Source organism: Aquidulcibacter paucihalophilus (assembly GCA_030285985.1).
Classification (GTDB): Bacteria; Pseudomonadota; Alphaproteobacteria; order Caulobacterales; family Caulobacteraceae; genus Brevundimonas.
The window spans coordinates 759,747-785,843 of sequence record CP127384.1 but is presented as its reverse complement, the minus strand read 5'-3'; the positions used below and the strand labels follow the sequence as shown (position 1 = coordinate 785,843).

Genomic DNA, 26,097 nt, shown 5'->3' with positions numbered 1-26,097 from the left:
ATGACGAACGCCCCCCGGCCCGCTAGCGTGCCCTTTCATCGGGGAGGATGACTCATGCGGTTGCTCTGGCTGGTCGGCTCATTGGCGGCGGCGCTGCTGATTGCGGTGCTGACCTTGCAGGTTCCGGCGCCCGTCGGGACCGGCGCCCCGGCCACGACATTCTCCGCCGAACGCGCCATGGCCGATGTCCGTGCAATCGCGCAGCGGCCCCATCCGGTCGGGTCGGCCGACCATGCGCGGGTCGGTGCCCTGCTGTTGCAGCGGATGGCGGCGCTGGGCCTCCAGACCTCGACCCAGACCGGGGCGCTCTCGCCCGCGGCGGTGCGCCGGCTGGAGCGGGAAGGCGGTTCGGCCGCCGGGGTGGAGCTGACCAATCTGATCGGTGTCCTGCCCGGGCGCGACCCGCGCCTGCCGGCGGTCGCCCTGATGGCGCACTATGACACCGTGCCGGACTCCGCTGGCGCGGCCGACGACAGCACCGGTGTGGCCGCCATTCTTGAGGCCGTCCGCGCCATCCGTGCCCGCGGCTCCGCCGACCGCACCCTGGTTGTCATCCTGACCGACGGCGAGGAGCTGAACCTCGACGGTGCGCGCGCCTTCTGGGGCGGCCATCCCCTGCGCGACCGCATCGGGGCCGTGGTCAATCTCGAGGCGCGCGGCGGCGGCGGCCGGGCCATGATGTTCGAGACCGGGCGCGGAAATGCGGAAACGATCGGCCTGTTCGCCCGCGCGGGGACCCGGGCGACCGGCGGCGTCTCGTCCAATTCGCTGGCAGTGTTCGTCTATGAGGCCATGCCCAACGGCACCGACTTCACCATTCCCAAGGACCGCGGCGTCCAGGGGGTCAATCTCGCCTTCATCGGCCGCCCTGAACAGTATCACGCCCCCGTCTCGACCCCCGACGCACTCGACCAGGGCAGCGTCCAGCATATCGGCGCGCAGGCGCTGGAGACGGCCGACGCCCTGCTGCGCGCACCCGCCCTGCCCGCCGCAACGGAAAACATCGTCTATGCTGACCTGTTCGGCCGCGTCATCGTCGGCCATGCGCCGGTCATCGGCTGGGGCCTGCTGGGGCTGGCCTGCCTCGGCTTCGGCGTCGCCGTCTGGCGTGCACGATCGCAGGCCGGCCTGACCTTCGCCGACGCCGGACGCGGCGCGGTCGACGGCCTCTGGTTCCTGTCGACGGGGCTGGTCCTGACGCAGCTGGTGCGCCTGCTGGCCGGGCCACTGTCGGGCCGGGCCGAGAGCGCCGACGCCTACTATACCCTGCTGGCCCGCCTGCCGTGGATGGAGGCCGGCGCGGCCCTGACCGTGCTGGCCGTGGCATTGGCCCTGTTCGGCGGAAGGACGCGTCTGGACCGCCGCATCGTCGCGGGCACCATCGCCGTCGCCGCCGTGGCCGCCCTGGTCCTCGGCGGGATAAACCCGGTCGTGATCGGGGCCGCCGTCCTCGCCGTCGGCCTGTCGCTGTTCCCCGGCCTCGCCGCCCGCTCGACCTGGGGCGGCTGGACGGGCCTGATCGGCCTGATCCTGATCCTCGCCACGGCGGCGCAGGCCCTCGCGCCCGAAGCCGCCTTCCTGTTCGTCTGGACAGGCCTGCTGGCCGCGTTCGCCGCCGCCCTGGCCGCCGTCCTCGACCCCGGCCTGACCCGCCCCCGGTCGCTGGCCCCGGCCGCCGTCGCCGCCGTGCTCGGGAGCGCCTGGATCATGGGTCAGGCCCACACCGTCTTCCTCGGCATCGGCATGGACCTGCCCGGCGTGCTGGTCCTGCTCGGCCTGCTGGTGCTGATGCTGGTCCGGCCGCTGAGCCCCGGACAGGGCCTGTCCCGCCCCCTGCTGATCGCGGCGACGGCGGCCCTTCTGATCGGCACCGGCCTGTCGGTCGCAGCCCAGGTCATGGAGCCCATGGTCGCGGCCAGGACGGCCTGACCATGTCGCTCGCAAGCCGTTACTGGAAGGCCGATCTCACTGTGAAGAAGAAGGCGCGCGGGGGCGCAAACGTACGCTGGATGAACCCGTAGTTGGTGATGGGGAGCGCATCGGAAACCACGACCTCGTCAGTGAGGTTGCGCACGGCGAAGGTCGCGGACACGCCGGATCGGGTATGACCGACGGTGATGGCCGCATCCACCAGTGTGCGTGCGTTCGACTGCAACAGGGGGTCGTTGGTGTTGTCGAAGAATATGGCACTCCGATAGTTGGCACCGAGGTCAGCCCCGACGGTCCAGTCCCCGCCCAGGGAGCCCTGCCAAGACAGGGCGGCAACCGCCGAAAACTCCGGTGATGCGGTCAGTCGATTGCCAGACCGGTCGACCCCGTTGGCGTCGACAAAGTCGGTGAAGGTCGCATCAAGCCAGGACGTGCTCAGCCGCAGATTGAGATTCCAGGGCAGGGCCGCCCGAAGCGTGACATCAACGCCCTTCATCTCGGCGTCCGCGCTGTCCAGCACCTGGCGGGCCGGGGGCGGGGTGGCGCGCAGGGTGAAGTCCTGCAGGTCCGAATAATCGTACAAGAAGGCGGCGGCATTGACCGCGAGCCCGTCCGTGAACCGCCATGTGGAACCCGCCTCCCAGGCGGTCACAAACTCGGGTGCCACAGGGCCGATGGTGTCGGTCGGGAAGAGCGCCCCGCCGTTGAAGCTCCCGGACTTGAAGCCGCGATTGACACTGACATAGGCGACCCGGTGCGGTGCCAGCTCATAGCGGGCGGCCAGACGCCACGAAATGGCGTCATCCGTCTGCTCGCCGCTCCGCTCCGGCGAGAGGACCGGATTGGCTGTGACCTCCTCAAAGCGGGTCTCGGTTTCGAAAGACGTGCGTTCCCGGGTCACACGGGCACCGGCGGTGAGGAAAAGGCGGTCGGTGGCGCTGAAGTCCGTTTCCGCGAACAGGGCAACGGACCGGGTGTCGAGGGTGTAGGTCTGGGCCAGTCGGAACGGCCCGAACGCAAACAGGAACGGATCGTCGATAAAGCCGACCCCGGCTGCGCGCAGGGTGCCGAGGGTCGAGAACCGGTTGGTCGTGCGGAGGGTCTCATCCAGTCCAAACGCACCGGCACGCCAGTCAAACCGGCCCTGCCGTCCGCCGAACAGAAACTCCTGGGTGAAGACCCGGCTGGAGTTGTCGAAATCGAGGGCCACCAGATCCAGCGGGCTTGCGTCGGTGTCTTCACGGACATCCCGGTCCGCGAACCGCCAGGAGGTGATCGAGGTCGCTTCGACAGGGCCCTCGCGGCGCAGGGTCAGCACCGCCCCGCCCGTATCCAGATGTTCGCGGCTGTCGCGGTCAAAGCCTTCCGAGAAGGGATCAGCGGAATAGCGGTAACCCAGAAGGTTGAGACACTCGCCCGCGAGGACCCGTTGCGGAGCGCAGGGGATGAACACCGGCCCGGCCGGTGGCGGGGTGGCAAAGCCCTCCGGGGCAAACAGGCCGAGGCCCTCATGGGCCGTCATGGCCGAACGATCATTGGCATAGTCGAGGATGAGGCCGGCGCTCCACGGCCCCGCCGTATCCGTGTCCGCGCGCAGCCGTATGGCGAAGGTCTCGATACCGTTCTCTTCGCCGCCGGTGAGGGTGTTGTCAGTGTAGCCGTCCGACTTGCGATAGGTGGCGGCGACGCGCGCGAGGATCGGTCCCAGCCGGCCGGTGTCCGCCGCGACGTCAAAGGTCTGGAGCCCGAACGAACCGACGCCGGCGCTGAGGTCGAGGCCGGGCATGGTGCCGGGCGGCCTGGTTTTGAAAATCAGGGCCCCGCCGGTGGCGTTTCGCCCAAACAGGGTGCCCTGCGGCCCCTTCAGGATCTCGGCCCCGGAGAGGTCGAACAGGGCGACGTTCTGGGCCAGGGGCGACGCGATGAACCCCTGGTCGAGATAGACCGCGACCCCGGGATTCGCGCTCGGGTTCACATCGTTCGAGCCGATGCCGCGGATGAAGAACTGGGGGGCCGAGGATCCGAAGATGGAACGCTCGGTAAGACTGGCGGACAGTCCCGCGAGATCGGACGCCCGGAAAAGTCCCGCCTGGCTTACAGCCGCCGCGTCCAGAGCCTCAACGCTCCCGGGCACGTCTTCCACCGGCGTTTCCGTCCGGCGTGCAGTGACGATCACTTCGTCCAGCATCTGAACCTGCCCGGCAGGATCAATCTGTTTCGCTTCGACCACGGGCGCTTGAAGAAGGAGTGCAAGGATCATGTCACTGTTTCCGTTCAGTCAGGCAGGAGTCGGGACGCAAGGACTCAACCGCGCTGGCGATAAAGAAAACGGGTGGCCACAGGCAACCCGTTCCAAGTTTCCCGGCAGATACAAGCCGGTTTACGCCTGGCTTACTGCGGCGTTCTTGTTGCGCCATTCCTGGCTCTTGGCTGATGCGATCATGAAGATGAGCACACCGAAGGCGGCTTTCGCGACAATGTCGGCGATCGTGTAGCCGACCTGAACGATCATGGCCGCATCTCCGCTCATCGTGGCGATGTTCGCATTCCCGGAACCCAACAGAAGCGGGGCAAAGTACACGACCGGGTAGAAGCTCCAGGACAGAACCGTCACGATGATCGCCAGATTGACGAGGCCGCGCGCTTCCTCGGGCTGGCTCTTGATCGATCCCCGCAGCCCGACGAACAGTTCGAACAGGATGAAGAGGAACGGAACCATCGAGAGGGCACCCCACAACAGACGGGTGCTCATGTCGGTGGCGATCTCGCCCGGATAGCCCAGGGCGACCATGAGCGCTGCGAGCACGCCCAGTCGAACGCCCTTCGAGATCGTCGCAGCCCGCGACAGACCCATGACCAGGATCAGTTCGACGAGCAGCAGGGGCACAGTCAGAAGCCAGTCAACGTAGCGATAGGCATCGTTGAACTTCTGACCGGACGCCGCGACCGTTCCGGCACCCGCATCGACCACAAAGGCTGCGGACCAGCTGCCGAAAATTCTCCAGTAGTGGTAGGCCGCGATGAAAGTCACGAGGCCCGAAATCACCAGCGCTGCCCTGTACTGGGGCGCTACAGTGTCACGGCTGAGCCAGAAGAAAAGCGTGGCCGCGGCCATCGTGGCAATACTGAACGAGAACGCATTATACACCAGTTCGTACTGGCCTAAAGTCATAGATTCCATTTACGTTTCCTCGGTTGATACCGTTACTTGTTTTGTTTTTTTATAGTACGGTTAAAGATCGCTGATATAACAATTGCTCAACGCTTACTTGCTCCAGAACCGTATGGAGCTTGCCGCCCTGCGAGCAGGCACTTGTTCATTCAGTCTGAAACCGGGAACGAAACAGCAGGACCCCCATTTCAGGTATTACCGTTAGGAGGTTGCGGAATGGCACACCATACGACCTTTAGGCCGTAGGGCGGGGGCGTGGTTTCGCAGCCGAGTTCTGGATTTCGGCCTCAACGGCCATACAATTCGCGCCTGCAACTTTGTGCGTGCCAATCTTCTCGAGAGCCTGCGCACGGCGCATCCCGACGGTCTTCTCGCTGAGACCTGGACCGGGAGATATCTGCTTGCTGCGAATCCCGCCGACATCTGCGGCAGGACTTCTTTCTGACGCGGCGAACGCATCTTGACGATTTCACGCCCGCCTTCGCGACATCGGGCCGATTGCGTCCTCGTCCAGTTCGACCCGCGAGCCAGGGAGATGCCCCCAAAGTCCCCGTTCGCAGGAAAACGGGCACTGATTGGTGACCTTGACCCCGATGGTGGACCGGGCCGCGCCCGGCCAGAACCTGGGCCCCTGAAGCCTCAGCCCCCGTCGGCCCACACCGTCTTGTACAGATCGAACCGCCGGTCGCGGAGGTTCCGCACCGTGCCCTGCGACTTGGCCCAGGCCAGGTCCGACAGGTCGAGGTCGGCCACCGTCACCGTCTCCACATTCTCGGACGCCTCGGCCGCCACCCCGTCCCGTGCGAACGGGAAGTCGCAGGGCGTCAGGATGCAGGACTGGGCGTACTGGATGTCCATGTTCTCGACGTTCGGCAGATTGCCGACATTGCCCGACAGGATGACGTAGCACTGGTTCTCGATGGCCCGCGCCTGCGAGCAGTAGCGTACCCGCAGATAGCCCTGCCGGTTGTCGGTGCAGAACGGCACGAACAGCAGCCGCGCCCCTTCGTCGACCAGCCGCCGCGCCAGTTCAGGGAACTCGGAGTCGTAGCAGATCAGCACCCCGATCGGCCCACAGTCGGTGGGAATGGCGTTCACCCGGTCGCCGCCCTTGATGTTCCACCAGTGCCGTTCGTTCGGCGTCGGGTGGATCTTCTCCTGCTCATGCACCGAGCCGTCGCGCAGGAAGACATAGGCGACATTCTGGATGTCCCCGTCCCCGGTCTGGGTCGGGTGGGAGCCGCCGATGATGTTGATGTTGTACTCGACCGCCATCTTGCGCATCGCCTCGACGAAGCGCGGCGTGTAGCGGGTCAGAGCCTCGATCGACTCGACCGGTGTCAGCTTCTTCTTCTCGAGCGACAGCAGCTGCAGGGTGAACAGCTCCGGAAACACCACGAAGTCCGAGCGATAGTCCGAGGTCACATCGACGAAATATTCGATGTTGGAGATGAACTCCTCGAAGCTGGCGACCTTGCGGGCCTGCAGCTGCACGGTCGCCACCCGCACCGTCTCCTTGACCGCGAAGGCCGCCCCCCGGCCGTGCGTCTCGGCATGATAGGGATTGCGCCAGACCATATGCGCCGCATGGCCCATCGAGGCCGTGTCCGAGGTCAAATAGTTCTCCAGCACCCCGATCGGCTCGAACCCGCCGCGCATGTGGAAGCCGATCACCGGATCGTTCAGCTTGCGCGCCGTCACCGCGTCCAGATACTCGCGGGCGTCCGGATAGGCCGCCTTGCGTCGCGCCAGCCCCGGCATCCGCCCGCCGAAGACGATGCCGCGCAGGTTCTCGGCCTCGCACAGATCGCGCCGCGCGTCATACAGCCGCTGACCGATCCTCAGGCGCCGCCGGTCCGGATCGACGCACACCTCCATGCCGTAGAACCAGTCCCCGACCGGATCGTGCCGCGCGGCATAGCCGCCGCCGGTGATCTGGGTCCAGGTATGCGGTGCCATGGCCGTCTTCTCGTCGATGCGGAAGCCGGCGGCGTAGCCGACGATTTCGTCGGCATATTCGACCACGAACTGGCCGTCCGGGAAGGCGGCGATCTGGCCGCGCAACATGCCCGGCGTATAGGCCGGCATGTCCTTGTAGACCTTGGCCACAAGGGCGGAGATGGCGTTTACATCCGCCAGTCTGGCGTTGCGGATGGAGAGGACGGCGGGCTTGGAGGGTTTTGTCATGCGGTCTGAACGCATGGCGAAGCTTGAGGATCATTTCCTTCCGGCAGGGTCACCGCGATCGGCGGCGGCAGGGTCTTCAGCGACGCCCGAAAAGCCGGGCCGGCGGCAGGGTCACGCCGACAGCCAGACCGCTGCAGCCGTATAGAGAGCGATCCCGAGGGTCAGATTGAACGGGAAGGTAATCGCCAGGGACGCCGTCACAAAGACGCCGGCGTCCGCTTCGGGGGCCGCCAGTCGCATGGCCGCGGGAACGGCAATGTAGGACGCCGATCCGGCCAGAATGGTCAGGAGCGCCGTATTCCCGGCGTCCAGCCCGGCAAGTTGGGCCAGCCCCAGCGCGACGCCTGCCGAGAGCAAGGGAAAGCCGAGGGCGAATGCGACCACGGCCGGCGTCAACTTTCGTCCCCCCTCCATCAAACGCCGGGCGGCGGTCAGGCCGATGTCGAGCAGGAAGAAGCACAGGGCACCCTGGAACAAGGGACCGACAAACAGGTCCAGTCGGGTCATGCCGGCCTCGCCGGAAATCAGGCCGACCAGGAAGCTGCCCAGCAGCATCACCGAGGCGGCGCCGACAAACACCTCCCGGAGGATCGTCCGTCGCCGCCCCGGCTCGCCACGACCCGCGCCGTTCAGCAGGACAAGGGCCGTGAGGATGGCGGGGGTCTCCATCAGGGCAAGGACGGCGGCCATATACCCTCCCGACGTCAGACCGATGGCGGCGAGGTGCTGCTGTCCGGCGGCGAAGGTCACGACCGAAACGGACCCGTAGGTCGCCGCCAGCGCGCACAGGGTCGGACGGTCGAGCCTGCGAACGCGCTTCAGGATGACGAAGGCCATCAGCGGCATCAGGGCGCTGAGGGCGATGCCGATCGCCCCTGCCGCCAGGAAGTCCCCGTTGAAGCCCGCCGCGCGCGCCTCCACCCCGCCCTTGAAGCCGATGCACAGCATCAGATAGAGCGACAGACCCTTGGCGACCGGCTCCGGAATGGCCAGGTCCGAGCGGGCGAAGGCGGCCGCCGCGCCGATGAAAAAGAACAGGATGGCCGGCGAGGTGAGAAGCGCCAGGCTGGTGGAAAAGTCAGGCATGCGTCAACCGGTCCGCTGAAGGTCGGTCCGAGTGAACTCGACGAGCCCGCGCATCCAGTTTATTGATGTGATGCAGGCTATAACGGACGCTAATGGTATGGCCGATCGGCTGGTCAATCTGGACATCGACCTGTTGCGGGCCTTCGTGACGGTCGTCGAGACAGGCAGTTTCACCCGCACGGCGGCCGTGCTCGGCCGGACACAGCCGGCTGTCAGCCTGCAAATCCGCCGCCTTGAGGGTCAGTTGCGGTCACCGCTGTTTGATCGGGGCGGCAAGGGCTTCGGTCTGACGACGGAGGGCGCTGCCCTGCTGCCGCAAGCCCGGCGACTGTTGCGGTTGAACGATGAGATCGTGTCGACGCTGGGTGACGGGGATCTGGAGGGCGAGGTTCGCCTCGGCGCGCCCGAGGACATCGCGACCATGCACCTTCCGGGAATTCTGGGCGCATTCGCGCGCAGCCATCCCCGCATCAAGCTGTCGGTGACCTGCGACTACACCGCCAACCTGCTCGACCAGATGTCGCGCGGCATGCTTGATCTGGCGCTGATCAAACGTGAGCCGGTCGGCCCCGAACTGGGCGTGCGGGTCTGGAGCGAGCCCCTGGTCTGGGTGGCGCTGGACGCGTCGATCATCGAGGCGTCGCCGCTGCCGCTGATCATCGCCCCTGCGCCTGACATCTATCGGAAACGGGCCCTGGGCGCGCTCGCGGATGCGGGCATCGCCTTTCGCGCGGCCTTCACCTCGCCCAGTCTCGCCGGTCAGATGGCGGCCCTGCGCGCCGGCCTAGGCGTCGGCGTGCTTCCCGCGGCCATGGCGCCCCGCGACCTCGTGGTGCTGGAGCGACCGCTCCCGCTGCTGGCCGACAGCGAGATCGCCCTGGTTTCAAACCGGGGTGCCGGCGGGCCGGCCAGCCTTCTCGCGCAGGAAGTATTGCGGGCGCTGGAACGAGGCCCCCTCCCCGCATGACGGGTCATTATGGGGCCTATCAGGACTTCTGATTGGTGGCGGACGGGCCTCGTGTGCACTCTCGTTTTGCGGCCCGGGCCCCTCTGACGATCACTGTGATCGTGATGTCGGACCGCATCGGGTGCGCTCGATGACGGGTCCGGCTTGTTTGTCCCCTCGAACCGATGGTCTCGCCGTCGAGCGCTCCCCTTGAGAGAAGGAGAGGCTCGATGTCTATCGTGTTGGCGCGCCGGTTGCGGGGATTTCACGCCCTGCTGGAAATGGCGCTGAGGGACGAACGTGCACGGCTGCAGCCGGACGACCGGGCCGTGGCGAGCATCAAGAAGAAGAAGCTTGCGATCAGGGACCGGCTCGTCGCCTTCGACGACCGTCAAAATCCGTCGAAGTCGCACTGATCTCGCCGGGGCCGGCGGCTCGCGCTGCCTCCGGCCCCGGCCCCTTCAACCATGCCAACCCGTGATCGCCGCCTGGCCGGCGAGACGAAGGGAGCCCCCATGCCTTCAACCAACACCACCCATCGGGAACGCCGCCCGGTCGATCCGGATGACGTCTGGACCATGGGCGACGTCGCCCAGATGGATGCGGTCGTCGCCGCCTGCGCGCTCGTCGCCCAGGCCGACGGCTGGGTCACCACCCAGGAACGCAGGCGGATGATCGACCGGATGAGTCAGTCCCCGAGCATTCGCTTCTTCGGACTGCATGAGGTGACGGTCGGCTTTGAGGCCCTGAACCTGCGGTTCGATCTCGACATCGAGGATGGTGAGGCTGCGGCGGAAGCCGCGGTCGCGGCGCTCCGGGGTCAGTCGGGGCCGTCGCACCTGCTGATCGATACGGCCTGTTCGGTCGCGGAAGCGGACGGCGGTTTCGACGCCGAGGAGCGCGACGTGATTCTGCGCCTCTGCCGTCTGCTGGACCTCGATCCCTCGCCCTATGACCTGATCTCCAGCGAACGAGTGCGGCAATGAGGATCAGTTCGATATCCCTGCCGATCGCCCAGGGCGTGGCGGTCGAGCACACGCAGACGACATGCCGGGTGGCGGCCCATCAGAGTTCGCCGACAGGCCGCCCGGTCGAGTCCCCGCGGGCGATCGTCGACGACACGACCGCCCGCCGTCCCACCCGGCACACCTTTGACATCCGGGTCTGATCGCGGCTCCCCGGTGACCCCCCAGGACCCCCTGCTCGCGGGCTATCGGCGCTTTCGCACCTCGGTCTGGCCGGGCCAGGCGCTGCGTTATGCCTAGCTCGCCCGCCGGCGCCAGCAGCCGACCACGGCCGTGATCGCCTGTTCTGACGCCCGGGTCGATCCGCAGACGATCTTCGACGCCGAGCCCGGCGATCTGTTCGTCATCCGCAATGTGGCGGGCCTGGTCCCGGAATATGCGCCCGATGGAGGCTGTCACGGGACCAGCGCGGCGCTCGAATATGCGGTGAAGATCCTCAAGGTCCGACGCATCGTCCTGCTGGGGCATGCGCGCTGCGACGGCATTCACGCGATGATCCATGGCCCCCTGCGAAACGCCCCAGACTTCCTGGGGCCGTGGGTGGACATCGCCGAACCGGTCATGTGGCCCATGCCCGAGCAGGGGTCCGGCGAGGCGTTCGAGGCGGCGATCGAGGACGCCGTGCTCCAGCTCTCGCTCACCAATCTGCGGACCTTCCCCTGGATACGGGACGCGGAGAGGGCCGGCCATATGTCCCTGTCAGCATGGCGGTTCGACATCGCGACCGGCGAACTCCAGCCCGCCGCGCCGGCCAACTGACGGCAGCCCTGACCGACGCCAGGGCACCGACCTGCGCCATGCAGACCCTACGTCAGAAACGGACGCATCCCAAGATCACCCGGAAAAGAACAAATTGCCAACCGGAACAAACCGTGCACATAGTGCCGCTCACAAAGGGAGTGGGTCACGGTCATCGGACCGAAGGCGGGCCTCTCCCCCAGAGTACCAAACGGGAATCATGGCAAGGGAGAGTGGCAAGGTGGCAGCTCAGGCGAATCTGAAATTGGTGACGCGGGACGACGGCGACAAACAGCGGGCCCTGGAGGCGGCGATCGCCCAGATCGACCGTGCCTTCGGCAAGGGCTCCGTCATGAAGCTCGGCAAGAACGGCGTGACCGAGGCCATTCCTTCGGTCTCGACCGGCTCGCTGGGCCTCGACATGGCGCTGGGTATCGGCGGCCTGCCGCGCGGCCGGGTGATCGAGGTGTTCGGGCCGGAAAGCTCGGGCAAGACCACCCTGGCCCTGCACACCGTGGCCGAGATCCAGAAGGCCGGCGGCACCGCCGCCTTCGTCGACGCCGAGCATGCGCTCGACCCGGGCTATGCCCAGAAGCTGGGCGTCAACCTCGACGACCTGCTGGTGTCCCAGCCCGACACGGGTGAACAGGCGCTTGAGATCGTCGACACCCTGGTGCGCTCGGGTGCCGTGGACATCGTGGTTGTCGACTCCGTCGCCGCCTTGACGCCGCGCGCCGAGATCGAGGGCGAGATGGGCGACAGCCTGCCCGGCCTGCAGGCCCGTCTGATGAGCCAGGCGCTGCGCAAGCTGACCGCCTCGATCAACAAGTCGCAGTGCATTGTCCTGTTCATCAACCAGATCCGTCACAAGATCGGCGTCATGTACGGCTCGCCGGAGACGACGACGGGCGGCAATGCGCTGAAATTCTACGCCTCGGTCCGCCTCGACATCCGCCGCACCGGCGCGATCAAGGACCGCGACGAAGTCGTCGGCAACACCACCCGGGTGAAGGTCGTCAAGAACAAGGTCGCCCCGCCGTTCCGCGAGGTCATCTTCGACATCATGTACGGCGAGGGCATCTCCAAACTCGGCGAGATCATCGACCTGGGCGTCAAGGCCGGCATCGTCGAGAAGTCGGGCAGCTGGTTCTCCTACGACAGCCAGCGAATCGGCCAGGGCCGCGAGAATGTGCGCGCCTTCCTCAAGGCCAATCCGGACATCGCCGACTCGATCGAAAAGGCCGTGCGCGCCTCGACCACCAAGATCGCCGAAGAGCTGCTGGGCACCCCCGAACCCGACGAAGGTCAGGACCTCGAGGGCTGATCTGACCGTCCCCTCCCCCTCTGCCGTCGGACGACGGCGGAGGTGGAGCGACAGCACCTCCGCCCCGAACGCTTCGCACGGTGCCTTCGGATCCGATGCGAAGGCATTGAACGCTTCGGACGGTATTTTCTGAATTCCGACACTTCTCCGGCCGGGTCCCGCGACCCGCCTCCGACCCCCGCGGGGCCGGGCCGGACGGAGCGGGCCGCCTGGTCTCCACCCGGACCGGGCGGCCCTTTTTTATCGCCGGAGCCGACGCGTCAGCGCCGGCCGGACCCGCAGGAAGGCGACGTACAGCCGCTCCAGCAACCCCAGCACCGTCCGGTTTCGCGCTGCCAGACCCAGGGGCCGCAACAGGGGGATGGCGCGCCACATGGCGGCAAAGGCCGCCGCCCCCGAGAGCATCGCCCCGTCCTCCCGCGCATGGAACCGGGCCAGCAGTTCGGCCCGGTCAATCGGACAGGTCCCCTGCCCGTTCGCCACATCGGTGAAGAGGATGGCACCGCGCCGGTCGAGTCTCCGCATCACGGCGATCTCGCGCCGACACAGGGGGCAGTCACCGTCAAACCAGACTTCAAGCGCGCACATGCGCGCATCCTACACCCCGGCGACCCGCGACGCCCGTCCGTGCGGCGATCTGTCCGCCCGCGGCCACCCGTTCCCCTGGGATCACGGGCAGGTGATGCATTGGCGCTGAAACCCCTATATGACGCGCGTTCCCCGTTTCTCCCCTCGACCGAACGCGCACCGTCATGTCCAGCCTCAAACAGATCCGCTCGACCTTCCTCGACTATTTCGCCGCCGATGGGCACGAGAAGGTCCACTCCGCGCCGCTGGTGCCGCAGAACGACCCCACCCTGCTGTTCGTCAACGCGGGGATGGTGCCGTTCAAGGACTATTTCACCGGCGCCTCGACACCGCCCTACCCGCGCGCCACCAGCTCGCAGAAATGCGTCCGCGCCGGCGGCAAGCACAACGATCTGGACAATGTCGGCTACACCGCCCGGCACCTGACCTTCTTCGAGATGCTGGGGAATTTCTCGTTCGGCGACTATTTCAAGGAACACGCGATCGATCGCGCCTGGAACCTGGTCACCAAGGATTTCGGCCTCGACGCCAAACGCCTTCTGGTCACCGTCTATATCGATGACGATGAGGCCGCGGCGATCTGGAAGAAGGTCACCGGCTTCGGCGACGACAAGATCATCCGCATCGCCGGCTCCGACAATTTCTGGGCCATGGGCGACAACGGCCCCTGCGGGCCCTGTACCGAGATCTTCTGGGACTACGGCGACCACGTCCCCGGCGGCCCTCCCGGTTCGCCCGATGAGGACGGCGACCGGTTCGTTGAGATCTGGAACAACGTCTTCATGCAGTTCGAGAAGGAGAATGACGAGATCGTCCGCTCCCTTCCCAAGCCCAGCGTCGACACCGGCATGGGCCTGGAGCGGATCGCCTCGGTGCTGCAGGGCAAGAACTCGGTGTTCGACACCGACCTGTTCCAGACCCTGATCGCGGCCTCTGCCGATGCCACCGCGACCGACCCGAACGGCACCATGGCGGCCAGCCACCGGGTAATCGCCGACCACCTGCGCAGCTCGTCCTTCCTGATCGCGGACGGCGTGACCCCGTCGAACGAGGGCCGCGGCTACGTCCTGCGCCGCATCATGCGCCGCGCCATGCGCCACGCACACCTGCTGGGCGCCGCGGATCCGCTGATGCACCGGCTGGTGCCGACCCTCGTCTCCGAAATGGGCGAGGCCTTCCCCGAGCTGAAACGTGCCCAGGCCTTCGTCGAGGACACGCTGAAACAGGAAGAGATCCGCTTCCGCACCACCCTCGGCCGCGGCATGGGGCTGCTCGAGGACGCCTCGCGCGACCTCGGCGAGGGCGGCGTGCTGTCCGGCCAGACGGCCTTCACCCTCTATGACACCTACGGCTTCCCGCTCGACCTGACCCAGGACGAGGCCCGCCGCCGCGGCTTCACCGTCGACACCGACGCCTTCGACGCCGCCATGAACGAGCAGAAGGCCCGTAGCCGCGAGCACTGGACCGGCTCGGGCCAGACCGCCTCGACCGGCGAATGGCTGGCCCTGCGCGACCGCCTCGGCCCCACCGTCTTCACCGGCTATGACGCCGTCGACGGGTCGGGCGAGGTCCTCGCCATCGTGCGCGACGGTGCCTCCGTCGATGACCTGTCGGCCGGCCAGACCGCCGAAATCCTGTTCGACCAGACCCCCTTCTACGGCGAAGGCGGCGGCCAGGCCGGCGACAAGGGCGAGATCGAATGGACCGACGCCTCGGGCCAGCAGGGCTCGGCCACGGTTCTCGACGTCCAGAAGCACGCCGGCGACCTGTTTGCCCACCGCATCGAGGTGACCTCGGGCACACTCGCCATCGGTGCCCGGGCGCAGCTGCGCTCCAGCGCCCAGGCCCGCCTGACCACCCGCGCCAACCACTCCGCCGCCCACCTGCTGCACAAGGCCCTGGCCAATGTCCTCGGCGGCCACGTCGCCCAGAAGGGCCAGATGGTCGATGCCGAACGCCTCCGTTTCGACTTCAGCCACAACGCCCCCGTCACCGAGGACGAACTGGCCCGGATGGAGGATGAGGTGAATGCCGTCATCCGCCAGAACCTGCCCGCCGAGACGAAGATGATGGGCCCGCAGGAGGCCATCGCCGCGGGCGCCGTCGCCCTGTTCGGCGAGAAATACGGCGACGAGGTCCGCGTCCTGACGCTGGGTCGCGACCTCGCCCAGGCCGACAAGCCCTATTCGGTCGAACTGTGCGGCGGCACCCACGTCGCCCGCACCGGCGACATCGCCCTGTTCAAGATCGTGTCGGAGACAGGCATCGCCGCCGGCGTGCGCCGCATCGAGGCCCTGACCGGCGAAGCCGCCCGTCAGTTCCTGCTGGCCCAGGCCGGCGTGGCGAAGTCGCTGGCCCAGGGCTTCAAGGTCCAGGTCGCCGACGTCACCGCTCGCGTCGAGACCCTGACCGCCGACCGCCGCGCGCTCGAGAAACAGGTTGCTGAGCTGAAGAAGCAGCTGGCCCTCGGTGGTGGCGGCGGCTCCGCCAACACCGCGCCCGAGGAAATCAACGGCGTCAAACTGATCGCCCGCGTCCTCGACGGCGTCGACGGCAAGGGTCTGCGCGGCGTGGCCGAGGACTTCCGCAAACAGGTCGGCTCGGGCGTCGTGGCCCTGATCGGCGTGACCGAAGGCAAGGCGGCCATCACCGTCGCCGTGACCTCGGACATGGCCGGAAAGGTCAATGCGGCCGACCTCGCCCGCGTCGCCGTGATCGCCATGGGCGGCCAGGGCGCCGGCGGCAAGCCGGACTTCGCCCAGGGCGGCGCGCCCGACGGGTCGAAGGCGGAAGAGGGTCTGGCCGCTGTGCGGACCGCGCTGGCCGGCTAGGCGGCCGGGCCCGTCTGCAGGTCCACCGCCGCCAGCTTCCAGTCGAACAGGCCGCGGCGCTCAAGGATCAGGGCCAGGTGGTCGTCCGGCTGGTCCCGGTCGGTCAGGGTGACGGCGAATTCGTCAAGGCTGCGATAGCCCCAGGCCTGATGGATGTCGTTGCCATCGGCCTCGTCCCCGGCCGGTTCGGGCGCGGGGCGGCGCGTGGGATCGGGGGCCTCGGCCGTGGTGACCATGTGGGCGACCACCTGCGGCGTGACCACCGCATCGACCGCCCCGGACAGGATCATCGGCGCCAGCATCATGCCGAGACCGCCAAGGCCGCTGTCGGCCACGCGCGGGTCGCGGCTCATCCGTGCCATCAGTTCGGCATTGAGCTCGGCCTTCAGGCTTTCCCGCAGCGACGGGAAGTCGACCAGCTTCTCGATCTTCGCTTCATCGCCGGCCTTGGCCGCCCGGATCAGGGCCTGTGCCGCAAGCACAGGCGAAGCGGCCCAGGCGATTCCGAACAGGACCAGCGCCCCGGCGGCGACGCCGACAATCAGTGACTTCTTCATGCAACCCTCTGGCGTCGTAACGCCTCCTTGCCGCTACGGTTGCCCGAGTCGCGGAGGGCCGCCAAGGGGGGCCACCGTCAGCCGCCTCGCGCTCCGCTCTTGCCGACCATCGGAACCGGCGGCGCTGTCACAGGTGCCGGCACCGGCGCGACACCGTCGGGCAGGCCAACATGGACCAGCTTCCACTCGAACGGCCCCTTGCGTTCGAAGGTGAACACCGTTTCGGACCCGCCCTCGTCGGCGACGCTCATCCGGGCCCGGTTGATGCTCCAGTAGACCGGCTTCGGTATCGGACCAACGGTGTTGGTATTGTCAGGCGACGGCAGGCCGCCGTCGACATGCTGCGAGGCGTAGCGTCCCTCACCCCGGGTCAGGGCCGCGAGGGCGGCGGGGGTCAGATAGGCGTCGACATCCGGGGTGCGCGGCGCCGTCGCCTGTTCGATCTGGCGTCGAACGGCACCGATGGGGTCTTCCATGAACGTCGGCGCGGGGGCGGACGCCGCCGGATTGCCGTCAAGCTGGGGCCTCAGGGACTGGCGCACGGCGGGGTAGTCGATCAGCTGCGTCAGACTGGCGACGTCGCTGGCCTCGGCCGCCGAACGGATGCCGAAGAAGGCGACCGCGGGCGCGGCGAAGAAGATGAGGGCCGACGTCAGGACGATGAAGCCGAGCAGCCTGCCGAGCAGCCCCCCGCCGTCGCGTCGACGCTTCTGGTTCCGGGCCCAGACCGGCTGATGGGGGTCGTCGGATGGCGCGTTCAAGACCGTCTTTCCCTCGTGACAGAACATCAATGCACGAACGCGCGACAGGCTCAAATGAAAGGCCCGCCGGACGCGAATCCGGCGGGCCTCACTTTTAGGGGCCGCGGTCAGAAGGCTCCGCCTTCCCGACCCGACGCGGTCCTGTTTGCCGCGGGGCGAGCGGTAGCGCCTACGACTTGCCCATCGCGACGGTCAGGTTCTCGGCGACCTTGTCGAGGAAGCCCTCGGTGGTCAGCCAGCCCTGCTGGTCGCCGACCAGGAGCGCCAGGTCCTTGGTCATGAAGCCGGCCTCGACGGTATCGACGACGACCCGTTCCAGGGTCTCGGCGAAGGTCGCCAGCTCGGCGTTACCGTCCAGCTTGGCGCGGTGCGAGAAGCCGCGCGTCCAGGCGTAGATCGAGGCGATGGAGTTGGTCGAGGTCGCCTCGCCCTTCTGGTGCTGACGGTAGTGGCGGGTGACCGTGCCGTGGGCGGCTTCCGACTCGAGGATCTTGCCGTCCGGGGTCATCAGCACGGAGGTCATCAGGCCCAGCGAGCCGAAGCCCTGCGCCACCACGTCGGACTGGACGTCGCCGTCGTAGTTCTTGCACGCCCAGACGAAACCGCCCGACCACTTGATCGCCGCGGCCACCATGTCGTCGATCAGACGGTGCTCATAGGTCAGGCCCGCCGCCTTGAACTGGTCGGCGAATTCCTTGTCGAAGACGTCCTGGAAGATGTCCTTGAAGCGGCCGTCATAGGCTTTCAGGATGGTGTTCTTGGTCGACAGATAGACCGGGAAATTGCGGCCCAGACCGAAGGCGAAGCTGGCGCGGGCGAACTCGGTGATCGAGTCATCGAGGTTGTACATCCCCATGGCCACACCGGCCGACGGGAACTGGAACACCTCGTGCTCGATGACCTGACCGTCGTCGCCGGTGAAGGTTATCATCAGCTTGCCGGGGCCGGGGACGAGGAAGTCGGTGGCCTTGTACTGGTCGCCGAAGGCGTGACGGCCGACGACGATGGGCTGGGTCCAGCCCGGCACCAGACGCGGCACGTTCGAGCAGATGATCGGCTCGCGGAAGACCACGCCGCCGAGGATGTTGCGGATCGTGCCGTTCGGCGACTTCCACATCTTCTTCAGGCCGAACTCGGCCACGCGGGCCTCGTCGGGGGTGATGGTGGCGCATTTGACGCCGACGCCATGCTTCTGGATGGCATGGGCCGCATCCACCGTGACCTTGTCGTCGGTGGCGTCGCGGTTCTCCATCGACAGGTCATAGTAGTCGAGTTCGACGTCCAGGAAGGGGTGGACCAGCTTGTCCTTGATCCACTGCCAGATGATGCGGGTCATCTCGTCGCCGTCGATGTCCACGATGGGATTGGCGACCTTGATCCTGGTCATGCGGGTTCGCGCCTCTGCTTGGGAATGGGGAATGTGGCGGGCGGTATAGCGGGGCATGGGGGCCGGTGCAAAGGGCGGCGGCGTGCAGGTTAACCCTGCCCCGAAAAAGTCGCCCAAGGTGAAGGTGAACCGACCGGCCACAGGGCTGTTCGAGTGTCCGGAACCATGTGTGGGGACATCTCTTTTGGATAGTGAAACGAGCAAGCTGGTTCAGCGCTGGATCCTCGCCTTTTGCGAAGCGCCGGTGCTGATCGACGCGGCGCTCATGCGGCGGGTGCTGGACGATGCGGAGACCGCGAAAAGGGCGCGAACGCCCGCGACCGGCCCTGACTGATTGCCTCCGCCTGGACGGGAAGTGACCTTGGCACCGATGAGCGACGATCCCGAAGTCCTGATCGTCGGCGCGGGGCCGGCAGGCCTGACAGCGGCGACCTATCTGGCCCGGTTCCGGCGGCGGGTGCTGGTGGCCAATGGTGGCGCGCCACGCGCCTGCTGGATCCCGGTGAGCCACAACATGCCCGGCTTTCCACAGGGGATCACCGGCGAAGCCATCCTGAAGCGGATGACGGATCAGGCGACGGAGTACGGCGCGGTCATCGAGGCTGGGCGCGTCGAGCGCCTGACGCACGACGGCGACGGCTTCATCGCCCGGCTCAACGGCCGTGAGGTCAAGGTACGGGCCGTCCTGCTGGCCACGGGCGTCATCGACCATCATCCCGACCTGCCGGGCGTCGAACGGGCGATTGAGCGGTCGCTGGTCCGCATCTGTCCGATCTGCGACGGCTTTGAAGCGATCGACAAGGCGGTGGCGGTGATCGGCGACGACGACAAGGGCGTCCGCGAAGCCGCCTTCCTGCGCACCTATTCCGATCGCGTCACCCTGATCCACACCGGTTCGCCGGAAACCCTGACCAGACAGGACGAGCTGGCGCGGTTGGGGATCGAGCTGATCCGCGCGCCGATCGACAACGTCCAGCTGGAAGGTGACCGGGTGACGGCGCTCGGCTGGGGCGGCGTCTCCCGAACGTTCGATCTGGTCTATTCGGCCCTCGGGACCTCGGCCAACGCGACGCTGGCGCGGGCGCTGGACGCCCGGATTGGCGAGGACGGCCGGCTGTTCGTGGATCCGCAACAGGCCACAAGCGTGAAGGGTCTCTATGCCGCCGGCGACGTCGTGCGCGGCCTGAACCAGATCGCCGTGGCCTCGGCGGAGGCGGCGGTGGCGGCCACCGCCATCCACAACGCCCTGCGCGAGGCGGACGGCTGGACCGTCAGCTGAGCACCAGCCGCAGGAAGGCCGCATCCGACCAGTCCGTGCCGCCGCCGGCCAGCCTCGCGAGAATGCCGTCCGCCTGACGCACGATGACCAGATCACGATCCGGGATCAGGTACAGGCGCTGATCGCCCGCGCCGGCCGCCATATTCACCGTCGGCAGGCCCGCGAGGGCGGAGACCGAGGAATCGATGGGCGAACGGGGGCTCGGCGGGACCAGACCCGGACGCAGCAACCACCAGGTCAGGCCGTAGCCGGGATTGGCGGGGGTCGGGCGGAAGCAGTCGGCCAGCGCCGCCGGGTCCACAATCGCCTGACCGTTGACCCGACATCTCCCCTGCACAAAGGCCCCGAAGCGGGCCCAGTTGCGGGCGTCGAACTGCGCGCCCGACGGCATGTTGGGTTGACCGGCCTGCCGCCGCCAGGGCCCGTGGGACACGCCGGCGGGACCCAGCAGCCGCTCCTCCATAAAGGTCAGGACGTCGTCGGGCCGCCCCGACGCCGAGAGCTTCCGGCGCACGATCTCGCCGAACACCTGAAAGGGCGCGGGCCCGTAGCGGAAGACACCGGGTGCGCCGGCGAAGGGCTGGGCGACCGAGGCGGCATAGGTCCCCGGCCGTCCGATCGAAACTCCGCCGACGCCGGACGACAGGCTCAACAGGGTCCGGATGGTCGCCCCTCGCCTGACCGGGTCTTAACGCCATTCGCCGAGGGTGTCCGCACAGGGTTCGTCGAGGGACAGAAGACCGTCCTGCACCATGGCAGCGGCCAGGATTCCGCAGAAACTCTTGGTCCCGCTGGCCAGTTCATGAGTCGCGCCGGCGCTGGACCGGGGATAGTCCTCGAACAGAACCCGACCACCCTGCATCACCAGCAAGGAGACCCCGCGTCGCCCGGCGGAGTAGGCCGCCGCCGCGCTATAGTCAGGAGATTGGGCCCGGCCGCTCGCCGGTGCGGCGACCAGCGCCGCCGCTCCTGCCAGAACGCTGCGCCTGTCGATCTGCATGGCCCGCTCCATCACCGCTTCAGGGATCAAACGACCGGAGGCCGGCCCATCCGTCGCCAGAGCCGACGGGGTCAGGCCAGTCGCGCCGCCGCCCACTGATCAACGACCCGGCCGAGTACCTCCAGCGGCATGGCCCCGCCGTCGAGCACCGCCGCGTGGAAGCTCTTGATGTCGAACCGGTCGCCGGTGCGCTCGCGGGCAACGGTTCGGAGGCGGTCAATCTCGGTGTGGCCGATCTTGTAGCCGCAGGCCTGCCCCGGCCAGACGCAGTAGCGTTCGATCTCGCTCTCGGCGGCTGTCGGCGCCAGGCCGACCGTCTCGATCATGTAGCGGATGGCCTGTTCACGGCTCCAGCCCATGGCGTGGATGCCCGTGTCGATGACGATCCGTGCGGCCCGGTACAGGAACGACTGGTGGTAACCCAACCGTCCTTCCGGGAAGTCGTCATACATGCCCAGCTCGTCGGCCAGCTGCTCGGCATACAGGCCCCAGCCCTCGCCATAGGCGTTGAAGCCCATCGACTTGAGCAGCAGCGGCGTATCCGTCGCCTCCAGCGCCAGCGCGCCCTGAAGGTGATGGCCCGGCAGGCTCTCGTGATAGGTCAGCGTCGGCAGCGCCCAGCGCGGCCAGATCTGCGTGTCGACGAGATTGATGTAGTAGGCGCCCGGCCGCGAGCCATCCAGCGACGGCCCCTGGGCGTAGCCGCGCGGCGCGCCCAGCTCGATGGACGGCGGCACCCGGCGCACCTCGACCCGCGCCCGCGGCAGGCGGTCGAACATCTGCGGCAGACGCGCCTCGATCGCCGCAACCTGACGATTGAGATCGGCCAGCAGCGCGGCCCGGCCATCATCGGTGTTCGCATAGAGATACTCCGGCTCCCGGCCGAAGGCGGTCAGCCGCGCCCCGACCGAGCCCTCGGTATAGCCGCGCTGGCGCAGCAGCGGATCGGCCAGGGCCTGGATCCGGGCAACCTGTTCCAGTCCCACCTGATGCGCCTCGGCCGGGGTCAGGCCCGTCGAGGTCTGGAACCGGAGGCAGAGGTTGTAATACGCCTCGCCGTGCGGACGGGCACCGATGCCCGCGTCATGCGCCGCATTCGGGAGCTGGCGCTCCAGCTGCGCGATCTGACGATCGAGGGCGGCGGCGACCGGGCCGTCGACGAGCGCCGTCGCGCGGCGCGCCCAGTCTCCGGCGATCCCGGCCTCCGTCGTCTTGCGGACCAGGGACCGGACGAGGCCGGCACTCTCGCCCGTGTCGCGGCGCAGGGCGCGAAGCTGGGTCAGGGCCTTGTTGAGCACAAAGTCGGGCGGGATCACGCCGTGGTCCGCCGCGTCCCTGGCCGCACGGTCGGTCTCGTGGTTCATCCCCTCGGCGAAGCTCTCGAGCCGCGAGAGATAGGCCTCGGCGTCGGCCGCCGTGGCCACGGAATGCTGACTGTCGAGGAAGTCGGGGACCGCCTGGTACAGGCCGGTCAACTGGCTGACCACATAGGGACAGGGGTAGCCGTAGCTGTCCACGCCCCCGAACGGGAAGGCGGCGATCTCAGCCGATCGGTCAGCCATCCAGACCACGCTGTCGTAGTCGGACCGGTCACGGCCGGTCAGGCCGGAGGCATTGATGGCCGCCAGCGCGGGACGCGCCTCGACCATCGGCTTGAAGATGTTCAGACGGTCGGCATAGCTCCGGCTGTCGAGCCTGGCCTTGAGCCCCGCGTGCTCGGCGGTATCCAGCCCCAGGCTTGTGGCTCCCATGGGGGAGGCTTCCAGAACCCCCTCGAACATGAGGTCGTACAGGGTGCGCGCCCGGGAGCGGACATCGTCCTGTCCCGGAAGGACTCCGGCCCTGGCAAGGGCGGGGAGCGCAAGGAGGCCTAGTCCGCCGGCGGCGGAAGTCAGAAGGCGGCGGCGGCTGAGCATGTCTGTTCCCCGGGATCGAGGCCCGCACACTCGCGCGGGGGGCCCGACCTGACAAGCCGCTGCGGAGGGCCCGGACACGGCTCGACCCGAACCCCGGGAGCAGGAGGCTCCGAGGTTCGGGCCACGACCCGGGGGGGCCGACGGTCACGGGCGGGGGAAGGGTGGTCTCCTGCGACGGACCGGATTCAGGCAGCCGTCAGCGGCTGCGGGGTGCCACCGTGCGCGGCGGTGTCCGCAGACGCTGCCGCGTCCGGCTACGCCGCCAGTCCTTCAGGACCTCAGCCCATCCCCATGGGGTTTCCTTATGGGTGTGGTGCAGTTCTTCCATCGGGGCCTCCACGTACGGGGTTTCGGGAAATTGTCAGGCGGACCAGCCGGCGGGCGACCGTCCACTCCAGGGCGTGACCACCAGTCCGCGCGACCGGACCACGGGCCGGCGCTTGATGCGGGCCGCTACACCGGCAATGGCGCTGAGCCAGCCCGACGAATCTTCCCTGTGGGCGCCGTGCATGTTTTCCATCACGACCTCCTGTGTTGGTGTTGCTGTGAGGCCCGATATCTAGGCTTGACGGGACGGGCCGACAAACCAGATGATCGGCTCAAATCACAAGGGTACCTTATGGCTGATCCTCTCGCTGGCATCCCCCTCGCCTCCATCCGGGTGTTCGAGGCTGCCGCCCGCCTGAAGAGCTTCACCCGCGCGGCTGAAGAGCTGGGCATGACCCAGGCCGCCGTCAGCTGGCAGATCAAGGCGCTGGAGGGCCGGCTCGGCCAGAGCCTGTTCCGACGCCTGCCCCGCGAGGTCCAGCCGACCGAGGGCGGCGAACGCCTGTCGCGGGCCGCGACCGAAGCCATGACCCTGTTGCGGCGGGCCGTCAGCGACCTGACCGAGGCCGACGAGCACATCCTGTCGATCACCACCCTCGCCTCCCTCGCGGCCCAGTGGCTGGCACCCCGTCTGGGCGGATTCCAGGTCGCCAATCCGGGCCTGGCGGTGCGGCTGGACACCAACCCCAACCTGCTCGACCTGTCGCGTGAGGGGTTCGACATCGGCATCCGCTCGGGCTCGGGCGACTGGCCGGGCATGGAGAGCCAGCAGCTCATGCCCAGCGTCTTCACCCCCGTGTGCAGCCCCGCCATGGCCGAGCGGTTGAAGCTGGCGGAGCCCGCCGACCTGCTGGATGCGCCGCGCATCGGCATGGAGAAGGAATGGGCCGCATGGTTCGCGGCGGCGGGCGTCAGCGGCGGGACCCAGCCCATGAGCCGGCTGACCGCCGACTATCAGGTGCTGGAAGTCGCCGCGGCGCTCGGCGACCAGGGCGTCGCCCTCGCATCGCCCATCCTGTTCGCGCGCGAGCTTCGCAACGGCCTGCTGGTGCGACCCTTCACCCAGACGGTGTCTTTCCACACCGGCTACTATCTGGTCTGGCCCGAGGGCCGGCGGCGCTCGCCCAAGATCGCGCGCTTCCGCGAGTGGCTGGCGGCCCAGGCCGATGCCGATCCGACGATCGTGGAGGCGCGGGCGATCAGGCCCGCATGAGGCCTTCCAGCACCGCCAGCGGCACGGAGCCGTTCAGCAGCACGCGATCGTGGAAGGCCTTGAGGTCGAAGCCCGGACGCGCCTCCGCCTCGGCCCGCAACCGGGCGATGACCGTCTGGCCCAGCTTGTAGGAACAGGCCTGGCCGATCGAGACGCAGTAGCGGTCGATTTCCTTCTCGGCCGACTCCGGCGGTTCGCCGCATTCCTCGATCATGTAGCGGATGGCCTGATCGCGGCTCCAGCGCTTGTGGTGCAGGCCGGTATCGACCACCAGCCGGACCGCGCGGAACAGATAGGATTGCAGGTAGCCGACGCGACCCAGCGGGTTGCCGGCATAGACATCCAGATCGTCGGCGGCGACACGCTCGGCATAGAGGGCCCAGCCCTCGTTGAAGGCGGAGTTGCCCGCGACGCGGCGGTAGATCGGCAGGCTGCCGGCCTCGCGCGCGACAGTGATCTGGAAATGGTGGCCCGGAATCGCCTCGTGATAGGTCAGGGTCGGCAGACCCCATTTGGGCCAGTTCGCCGTGTTCGACAGGTTGATGTAATAGGCGCCCGGCCGCGTCCCATCCAGCGAGGCCGCCTGGTAGTAGCCGCCCGGCGCGCCCAGTTCGATCGAGGGCGGCACGCGGCGGATCTCGACCTTCGCGCCCGGCAGGGTGTTGAACACCCGCGGCAGCATCGGCTCCAGTTCGGCCATCTGCCGGTTCAGCGAGCCGATCAGTTCGACCTTGGCCTCGTCCGTATTCGGCCACAGGTGCTGCGGGTCCTCGCTGAGGGTCTTGATGCGCGCGCCGACCGAGCCCTCGGTCATGCCCATCCCCTTCAGGATCGTATCGATCTCGGCCTGGATGGCGGCGACCTGTTGCAGGCCGATGTCGTGGATGTCCTGGGCGCTGTAGTCGGTGGTGGTGAAGGCGCGCAGGGCGAGCGCATAGACGGTGTCGCCCTGGGGCAGTTTCCACGCCCCGGCGTCTTCGGTCGCATGCGGCCGCTGGGCCTCGAAGACCGCGATCTGCCGGGACAGGGCCGGCTTGATCTCGGCGTCGATCACGCTGGCGGCCTGGGCACCCCAGTCGCCGCCCATGTTCCGCTCGTCCGTCTTGCGGATCAGCGCCTGAAGCATGGCCATGTCATAGGCCGGCGTATCCCGCAGCGTCCGCAGCTGGGTCAGGGTCTTGTCCATCAGGAAGGACGGCAGCATGACGCCGAGGGCGGCATCGGCCGCAATCCGCTCGCTTTCCTGATCCAGCACGGTGGCGAAGGCGGACAGCCGCGCGATGAAGGCCGCTGCATCGGCCTCGGTCTCGACCCGGTGCTGGTTGGCCATGAAGTCCGGGACCGAGAAATAGGCCCCCGACCGTTGGGTCACGACATAGGGGCCGATGCCGCCGCCATAGGGGATGTCCGCGGCCCGGGCCGCGCCCTCCGCCGTGAACCGATAGACGGCCAGCGATACCTTGGCCTGATCCGACAGGCCCTCGTCCGACACCGTCCGGATCTCGGCCCAGCGGGCGCGGGCGCGGACGCGGTCCGCCTCGGCGTCCGCGATCCCGGCCTGGCGCAGCTGACCCGACAACGCCGCGCGGGCACCCCGGTCGAGGCCGAGGTTGGTCGCATACTCCGGCGAGAGGTCGACATTCTCCTCGAACCAGCGCGTCAGCATGGCGTCGAGCCGCGCGTCTGCCGGGGACATGGCCGGGGCCTGTGCGGCGGCGGGTAGAGCAGCCATCAGGCCGAGGCCGGCGGAGGACAGCATCAGGCGGCGGCGGTCGATCATCGAATATCCTCTGGCAGCAAGGTCCGGCTCCGGGCCCCGCGCAGGCGGGGC

The 26,097-nt window shown here is 67.9% G+C and carries 24 protein-coding genes; 11 read left to right on the top strand and 13 right to left on the bottom strand.

Annotated elements, in window-relative coordinates:
• Positions 1 to 54 precede the first annotated feature (54 nt).
• A complete protein-coding gene (locus KB221_03810; protein WIY70157.1) occupies positions 55 to 1,929 on the top strand; it encodes a M20/M25/M40 family metallo-hydrolase in 1,875 nt (624 codons plus the stop codon).
• A 19-nt stretch (positions 1,930 to 1,948) separates the two neighbouring features.
• Here KB221_03810 and KB221_03805 read toward each other — a convergent pair whose 3' ends face one another.
• From KB221_03805 to KB221_03790, 4 genes are all read right to left on the bottom strand, one after another.
• On the bottom strand, positions 1,949 to 4,189 hold the full coding sequence (locus KB221_03805; protein ID WIY70156.1) for a TonB-dependent receptor: 2,241 nt from the start codon (positions 4,187 to 4,189) through the stop codon (positions 1,949 to 1,951).
• A gap of 120 nt (positions 4,190 to 4,309) precedes the next feature.
• A complete protein-coding gene (locus KB221_03800; GenBank protein ID WIY70155.1) occupies positions 4,310 to 5,110 on the bottom strand; it encodes a bacteriorhodopsin-like in 801 nt (266 codons plus the stop codon).
• Positions 5,111 to 5,740: 630 nt separating this feature from the next.
• Positions 5,741 to 7,288 carry a GNAT family N-acetyltransferase gene (locus KB221_03795; GenBank protein WIY70154.1) on the bottom strand — a complete coding sequence of 516 codons (1,548 nt, stop codon included), beginning with the start codon at positions 7,286 to 7,288 and terminating at the stop codon, positions 5,741 to 5,743.
• Between the two features lie 111 nt (positions 7,289 to 7,399).
• On the bottom strand, positions 7,400 to 8,374 hold the full coding sequence (locus KB221_03790) for a sodium-dependent bicarbonate transport family permease (GenBank protein WIY70153.1): 975 nt from the start codon (positions 8,372 to 8,374) through the stop codon (positions 7,400 to 7,402).
• Between the two features lie 97 nt (positions 8,375 to 8,471).
• Here KB221_03790 and KB221_03785 point away from each other — a divergent pair, with 97 nt between their 5' ends.
• From KB221_03785 to recA, 6 genes are all read left to right on the top strand, one after another.
• Positions 8,472 to 9,341: a LysR substrate-binding domain-containing protein gene (locus tag KB221_03785; GenBank protein WIY70152.1), complete on the top strand. Its 870-nt coding sequence runs from the start codon at positions 8,472 to 8,474 to the stop codon at positions 9,339 to 9,341.
• Positions 9,342 to 9,550: 209 nt separating this feature from the next.
• Complete coding sequence (locus KB221_03780; protein WIY70151.1) at positions 9,551 to 9,736, top strand: DUF465 domain-containing protein; 186 nt, start codon at positions 9,551 to 9,553, stop codon at positions 9,734 to 9,736.
• Between the two features lie 99 nt (positions 9,737 to 9,835).
• Complete coding sequence (locus KB221_03775; GenBank protein WIY70150.1) at positions 9,836 to 10,306, top strand: TerB family tellurite resistance protein; 471 nt, start codon at positions 9,836 to 9,838, stop codon at positions 10,304 to 10,306.
• Positions 10,303 to 10,488 carry a hypothetical protein gene (locus KB221_03770; GenBank protein ID WIY70149.1) on the top strand — a complete coding sequence of 62 codons (186 nt, stop codon included), beginning with the start codon at positions 10,303 to 10,305 and terminating at the stop codon, positions 10,486 to 10,488. Before KB221_03775 ends, KB221_03770 begins: the two co-directional genes overlap by 4 nt.
• Positions 10,489 to 10,618: 130 nt before the next feature.
• Entirely contained in the window at positions 10,619 to 11,104 is a 486-nt protein-coding gene (locus KB221_03765; GenBank protein ID WIY70148.1) for a carbonic anhydrase, read from the top strand.
• Positions 11,105 to 11,324: 220 nt separating this feature from the next.
• Positions 11,325 to 12,407 carry a recombinase RecA gene (gene recA / locus KB221_03760; protein ID WIY70147.1) on the top strand — a complete coding sequence of 361 codons (1,083 nt, stop codon included), beginning with the start codon at positions 11,325 to 11,327 and terminating at the stop codon, positions 12,405 to 12,407.
• A gap of 240 nt (positions 12,408 to 12,647) precedes the next feature.
• On the opposite strand, the gene KB221_03755 is transcribed toward recA, so the two are convergent.
• Positions 12,648 to 12,995 carry a DUF393 domain-containing protein gene (locus KB221_03755; protein WIY70146.1) on the bottom strand — a complete coding sequence of 116 codons (348 nt, stop codon included), beginning with the start codon at positions 12,993 to 12,995 and terminating at the stop codon, positions 12,648 to 12,650.
• A 164-nt stretch (positions 12,996 to 13,159) separates the two neighbouring features.
• Here KB221_03755 and alaS point away from each other — a divergent pair, with 164 nt between their 5' ends.
• Positions 13,160 to 15,826, top strand: a complete 2,667-nt coding sequence (gene alaS / locus KB221_03750) for an alanine--tRNA ligase (GenBank protein ID WIY70145.1) — start codon at positions 13,160 to 13,162, stop codon at positions 15,824 to 15,826.
• On the opposite strand, the gene KB221_03745 is transcribed toward alaS, so the two are convergent.
• From KB221_03745 to KB221_03735, 3 genes are all read right to left on the bottom strand, one after another.
• Complete coding sequence (locus tag KB221_03745; protein WIY70144.1) at positions 15,823 to 16,383, bottom strand: DUF2939 domain-containing protein; 561 nt, start codon at positions 16,381 to 16,383, stop codon at positions 15,823 to 15,825. The two genes, alaS and KB221_03745, sit on opposite strands and share 4 nt — an antisense overlap.
• Before the next feature lie 77 nt (positions 16,384 to 16,460).
• The gene (locus tag KB221_03740; GenBank protein ID WIY70143.1) at positions 16,461 to 17,144 is read right to left on the bottom strand and encodes a DUF2939 domain-containing protein; all 684 of its coding nucleotides are present in this window, start codon (positions 17,142 to 17,144) and stop codon (positions 16,461 to 16,463) included.
• A 169-nt stretch (positions 17,145 to 17,313) separates the two neighbouring features.
• Positions 17,314 to 18,531, bottom strand: coding sequence for an NADP-dependent isocitrate dehydrogenase (locus tag KB221_03735; protein WIY70142.1), 1,218 nt, complete (start codon positions 18,529 to 18,531; stop codon positions 17,314 to 17,316).
• Positions 18,532 to 18,586: 55 nt separating this feature from the next.
• On the opposite strand from KB221_03735, the gene KB221_03730 reads away from it, so the two are divergent.
• Both KB221_03730 and KB221_03725 read left to right on the top strand, forming a co-directional pair.
• Positions 18,587 to 18,865 (top strand): hypothetical protein, encoded by a 279-nt coding sequence (locus KB221_03730; GenBank protein ID WIY70141.1) that lies wholly within the window; start codon positions 18,587 to 18,589, stop codon positions 18,863 to 18,865.
• Positions 18,866 to 18,901: 36 nt separating this feature from the next.
• Positions 18,902 to 19,810, top strand: a complete 909-nt coding sequence (locus tag KB221_03725; protein ID WIY70140.1) for an NAD(P)/FAD-dependent oxidoreductase — start codon at positions 18,902 to 18,904, stop codon at positions 19,808 to 19,810.
• On the opposite strand, the gene KB221_03720 is transcribed toward KB221_03725, so the two are convergent.
• The 4 genes from KB221_03720 to KB221_03705 all read right to left on the bottom strand — a co-directional run bounded on the left by KB221_03720 (position 19,803) and on the right by KB221_03705 (position 23,246).
• A complete protein-coding gene (locus KB221_03720) occupies positions 19,803 to 20,462 on the bottom strand; it encodes a hypothetical protein (protein WIY70139.1) in 660 nt (219 codons plus the stop codon). The two genes, KB221_03725 and KB221_03720, sit on opposite strands and share 8 nt — an antisense overlap.
• Positions 20,463 to 20,498: 36 nt before the next feature.
• On the bottom strand, positions 20,499 to 20,810 hold the full coding sequence (locus tag KB221_03715; protein ID WIY70138.1) for a serine hydrolase: 312 nt from the start codon (positions 20,808 to 20,810) through the stop codon (positions 20,499 to 20,501).
• 71 nt (positions 20,811 to 20,881) lie between these two features.
• On the bottom strand, positions 20,882 to 22,561 hold the full coding sequence (locus KB221_03710; protein ID WIY70137.1) for a DUF885 family protein: 1,680 nt from the start codon (positions 22,559 to 22,561) through the stop codon (positions 20,882 to 20,884).
• Positions 22,562 to 23,087: 526 nt separating this feature from the next.
• On the bottom strand, positions 23,088 to 23,246 hold the full coding sequence (locus KB221_03705; GenBank protein ID WIY70136.1) for a hypothetical protein: 159 nt from the start codon (positions 23,244 to 23,246) through the stop codon (positions 23,088 to 23,090).
• Positions 23,247 to 23,345: 99 nt separating this feature from the next.
• Here KB221_03705 and KB221_03700 point away from each other — a divergent pair, with 99 nt between their 5' ends.
• A complete protein-coding gene (locus KB221_03700) occupies positions 23,346 to 24,266 on the top strand; it encodes a LysR substrate-binding domain-containing protein (GenBank protein ID WIY70135.1) in 921 nt (306 codons plus the stop codon).
• On the opposite strand, the gene KB221_03695 is transcribed toward KB221_03700, so the two are convergent.
• Positions 24,253 to 26,046: a DUF885 family protein gene (locus KB221_03695; GenBank protein ID WIY70134.1), complete on the bottom strand. Its 1,794-nt coding sequence runs from the start codon at positions 26,044 to 26,046 to the stop codon at positions 24,253 to 24,255. The two genes, KB221_03700 and KB221_03695, sit on opposite strands and share 14 nt — an antisense overlap.
• Positions 26,047 to 26,097: the final 51 nt, after the last annotated feature.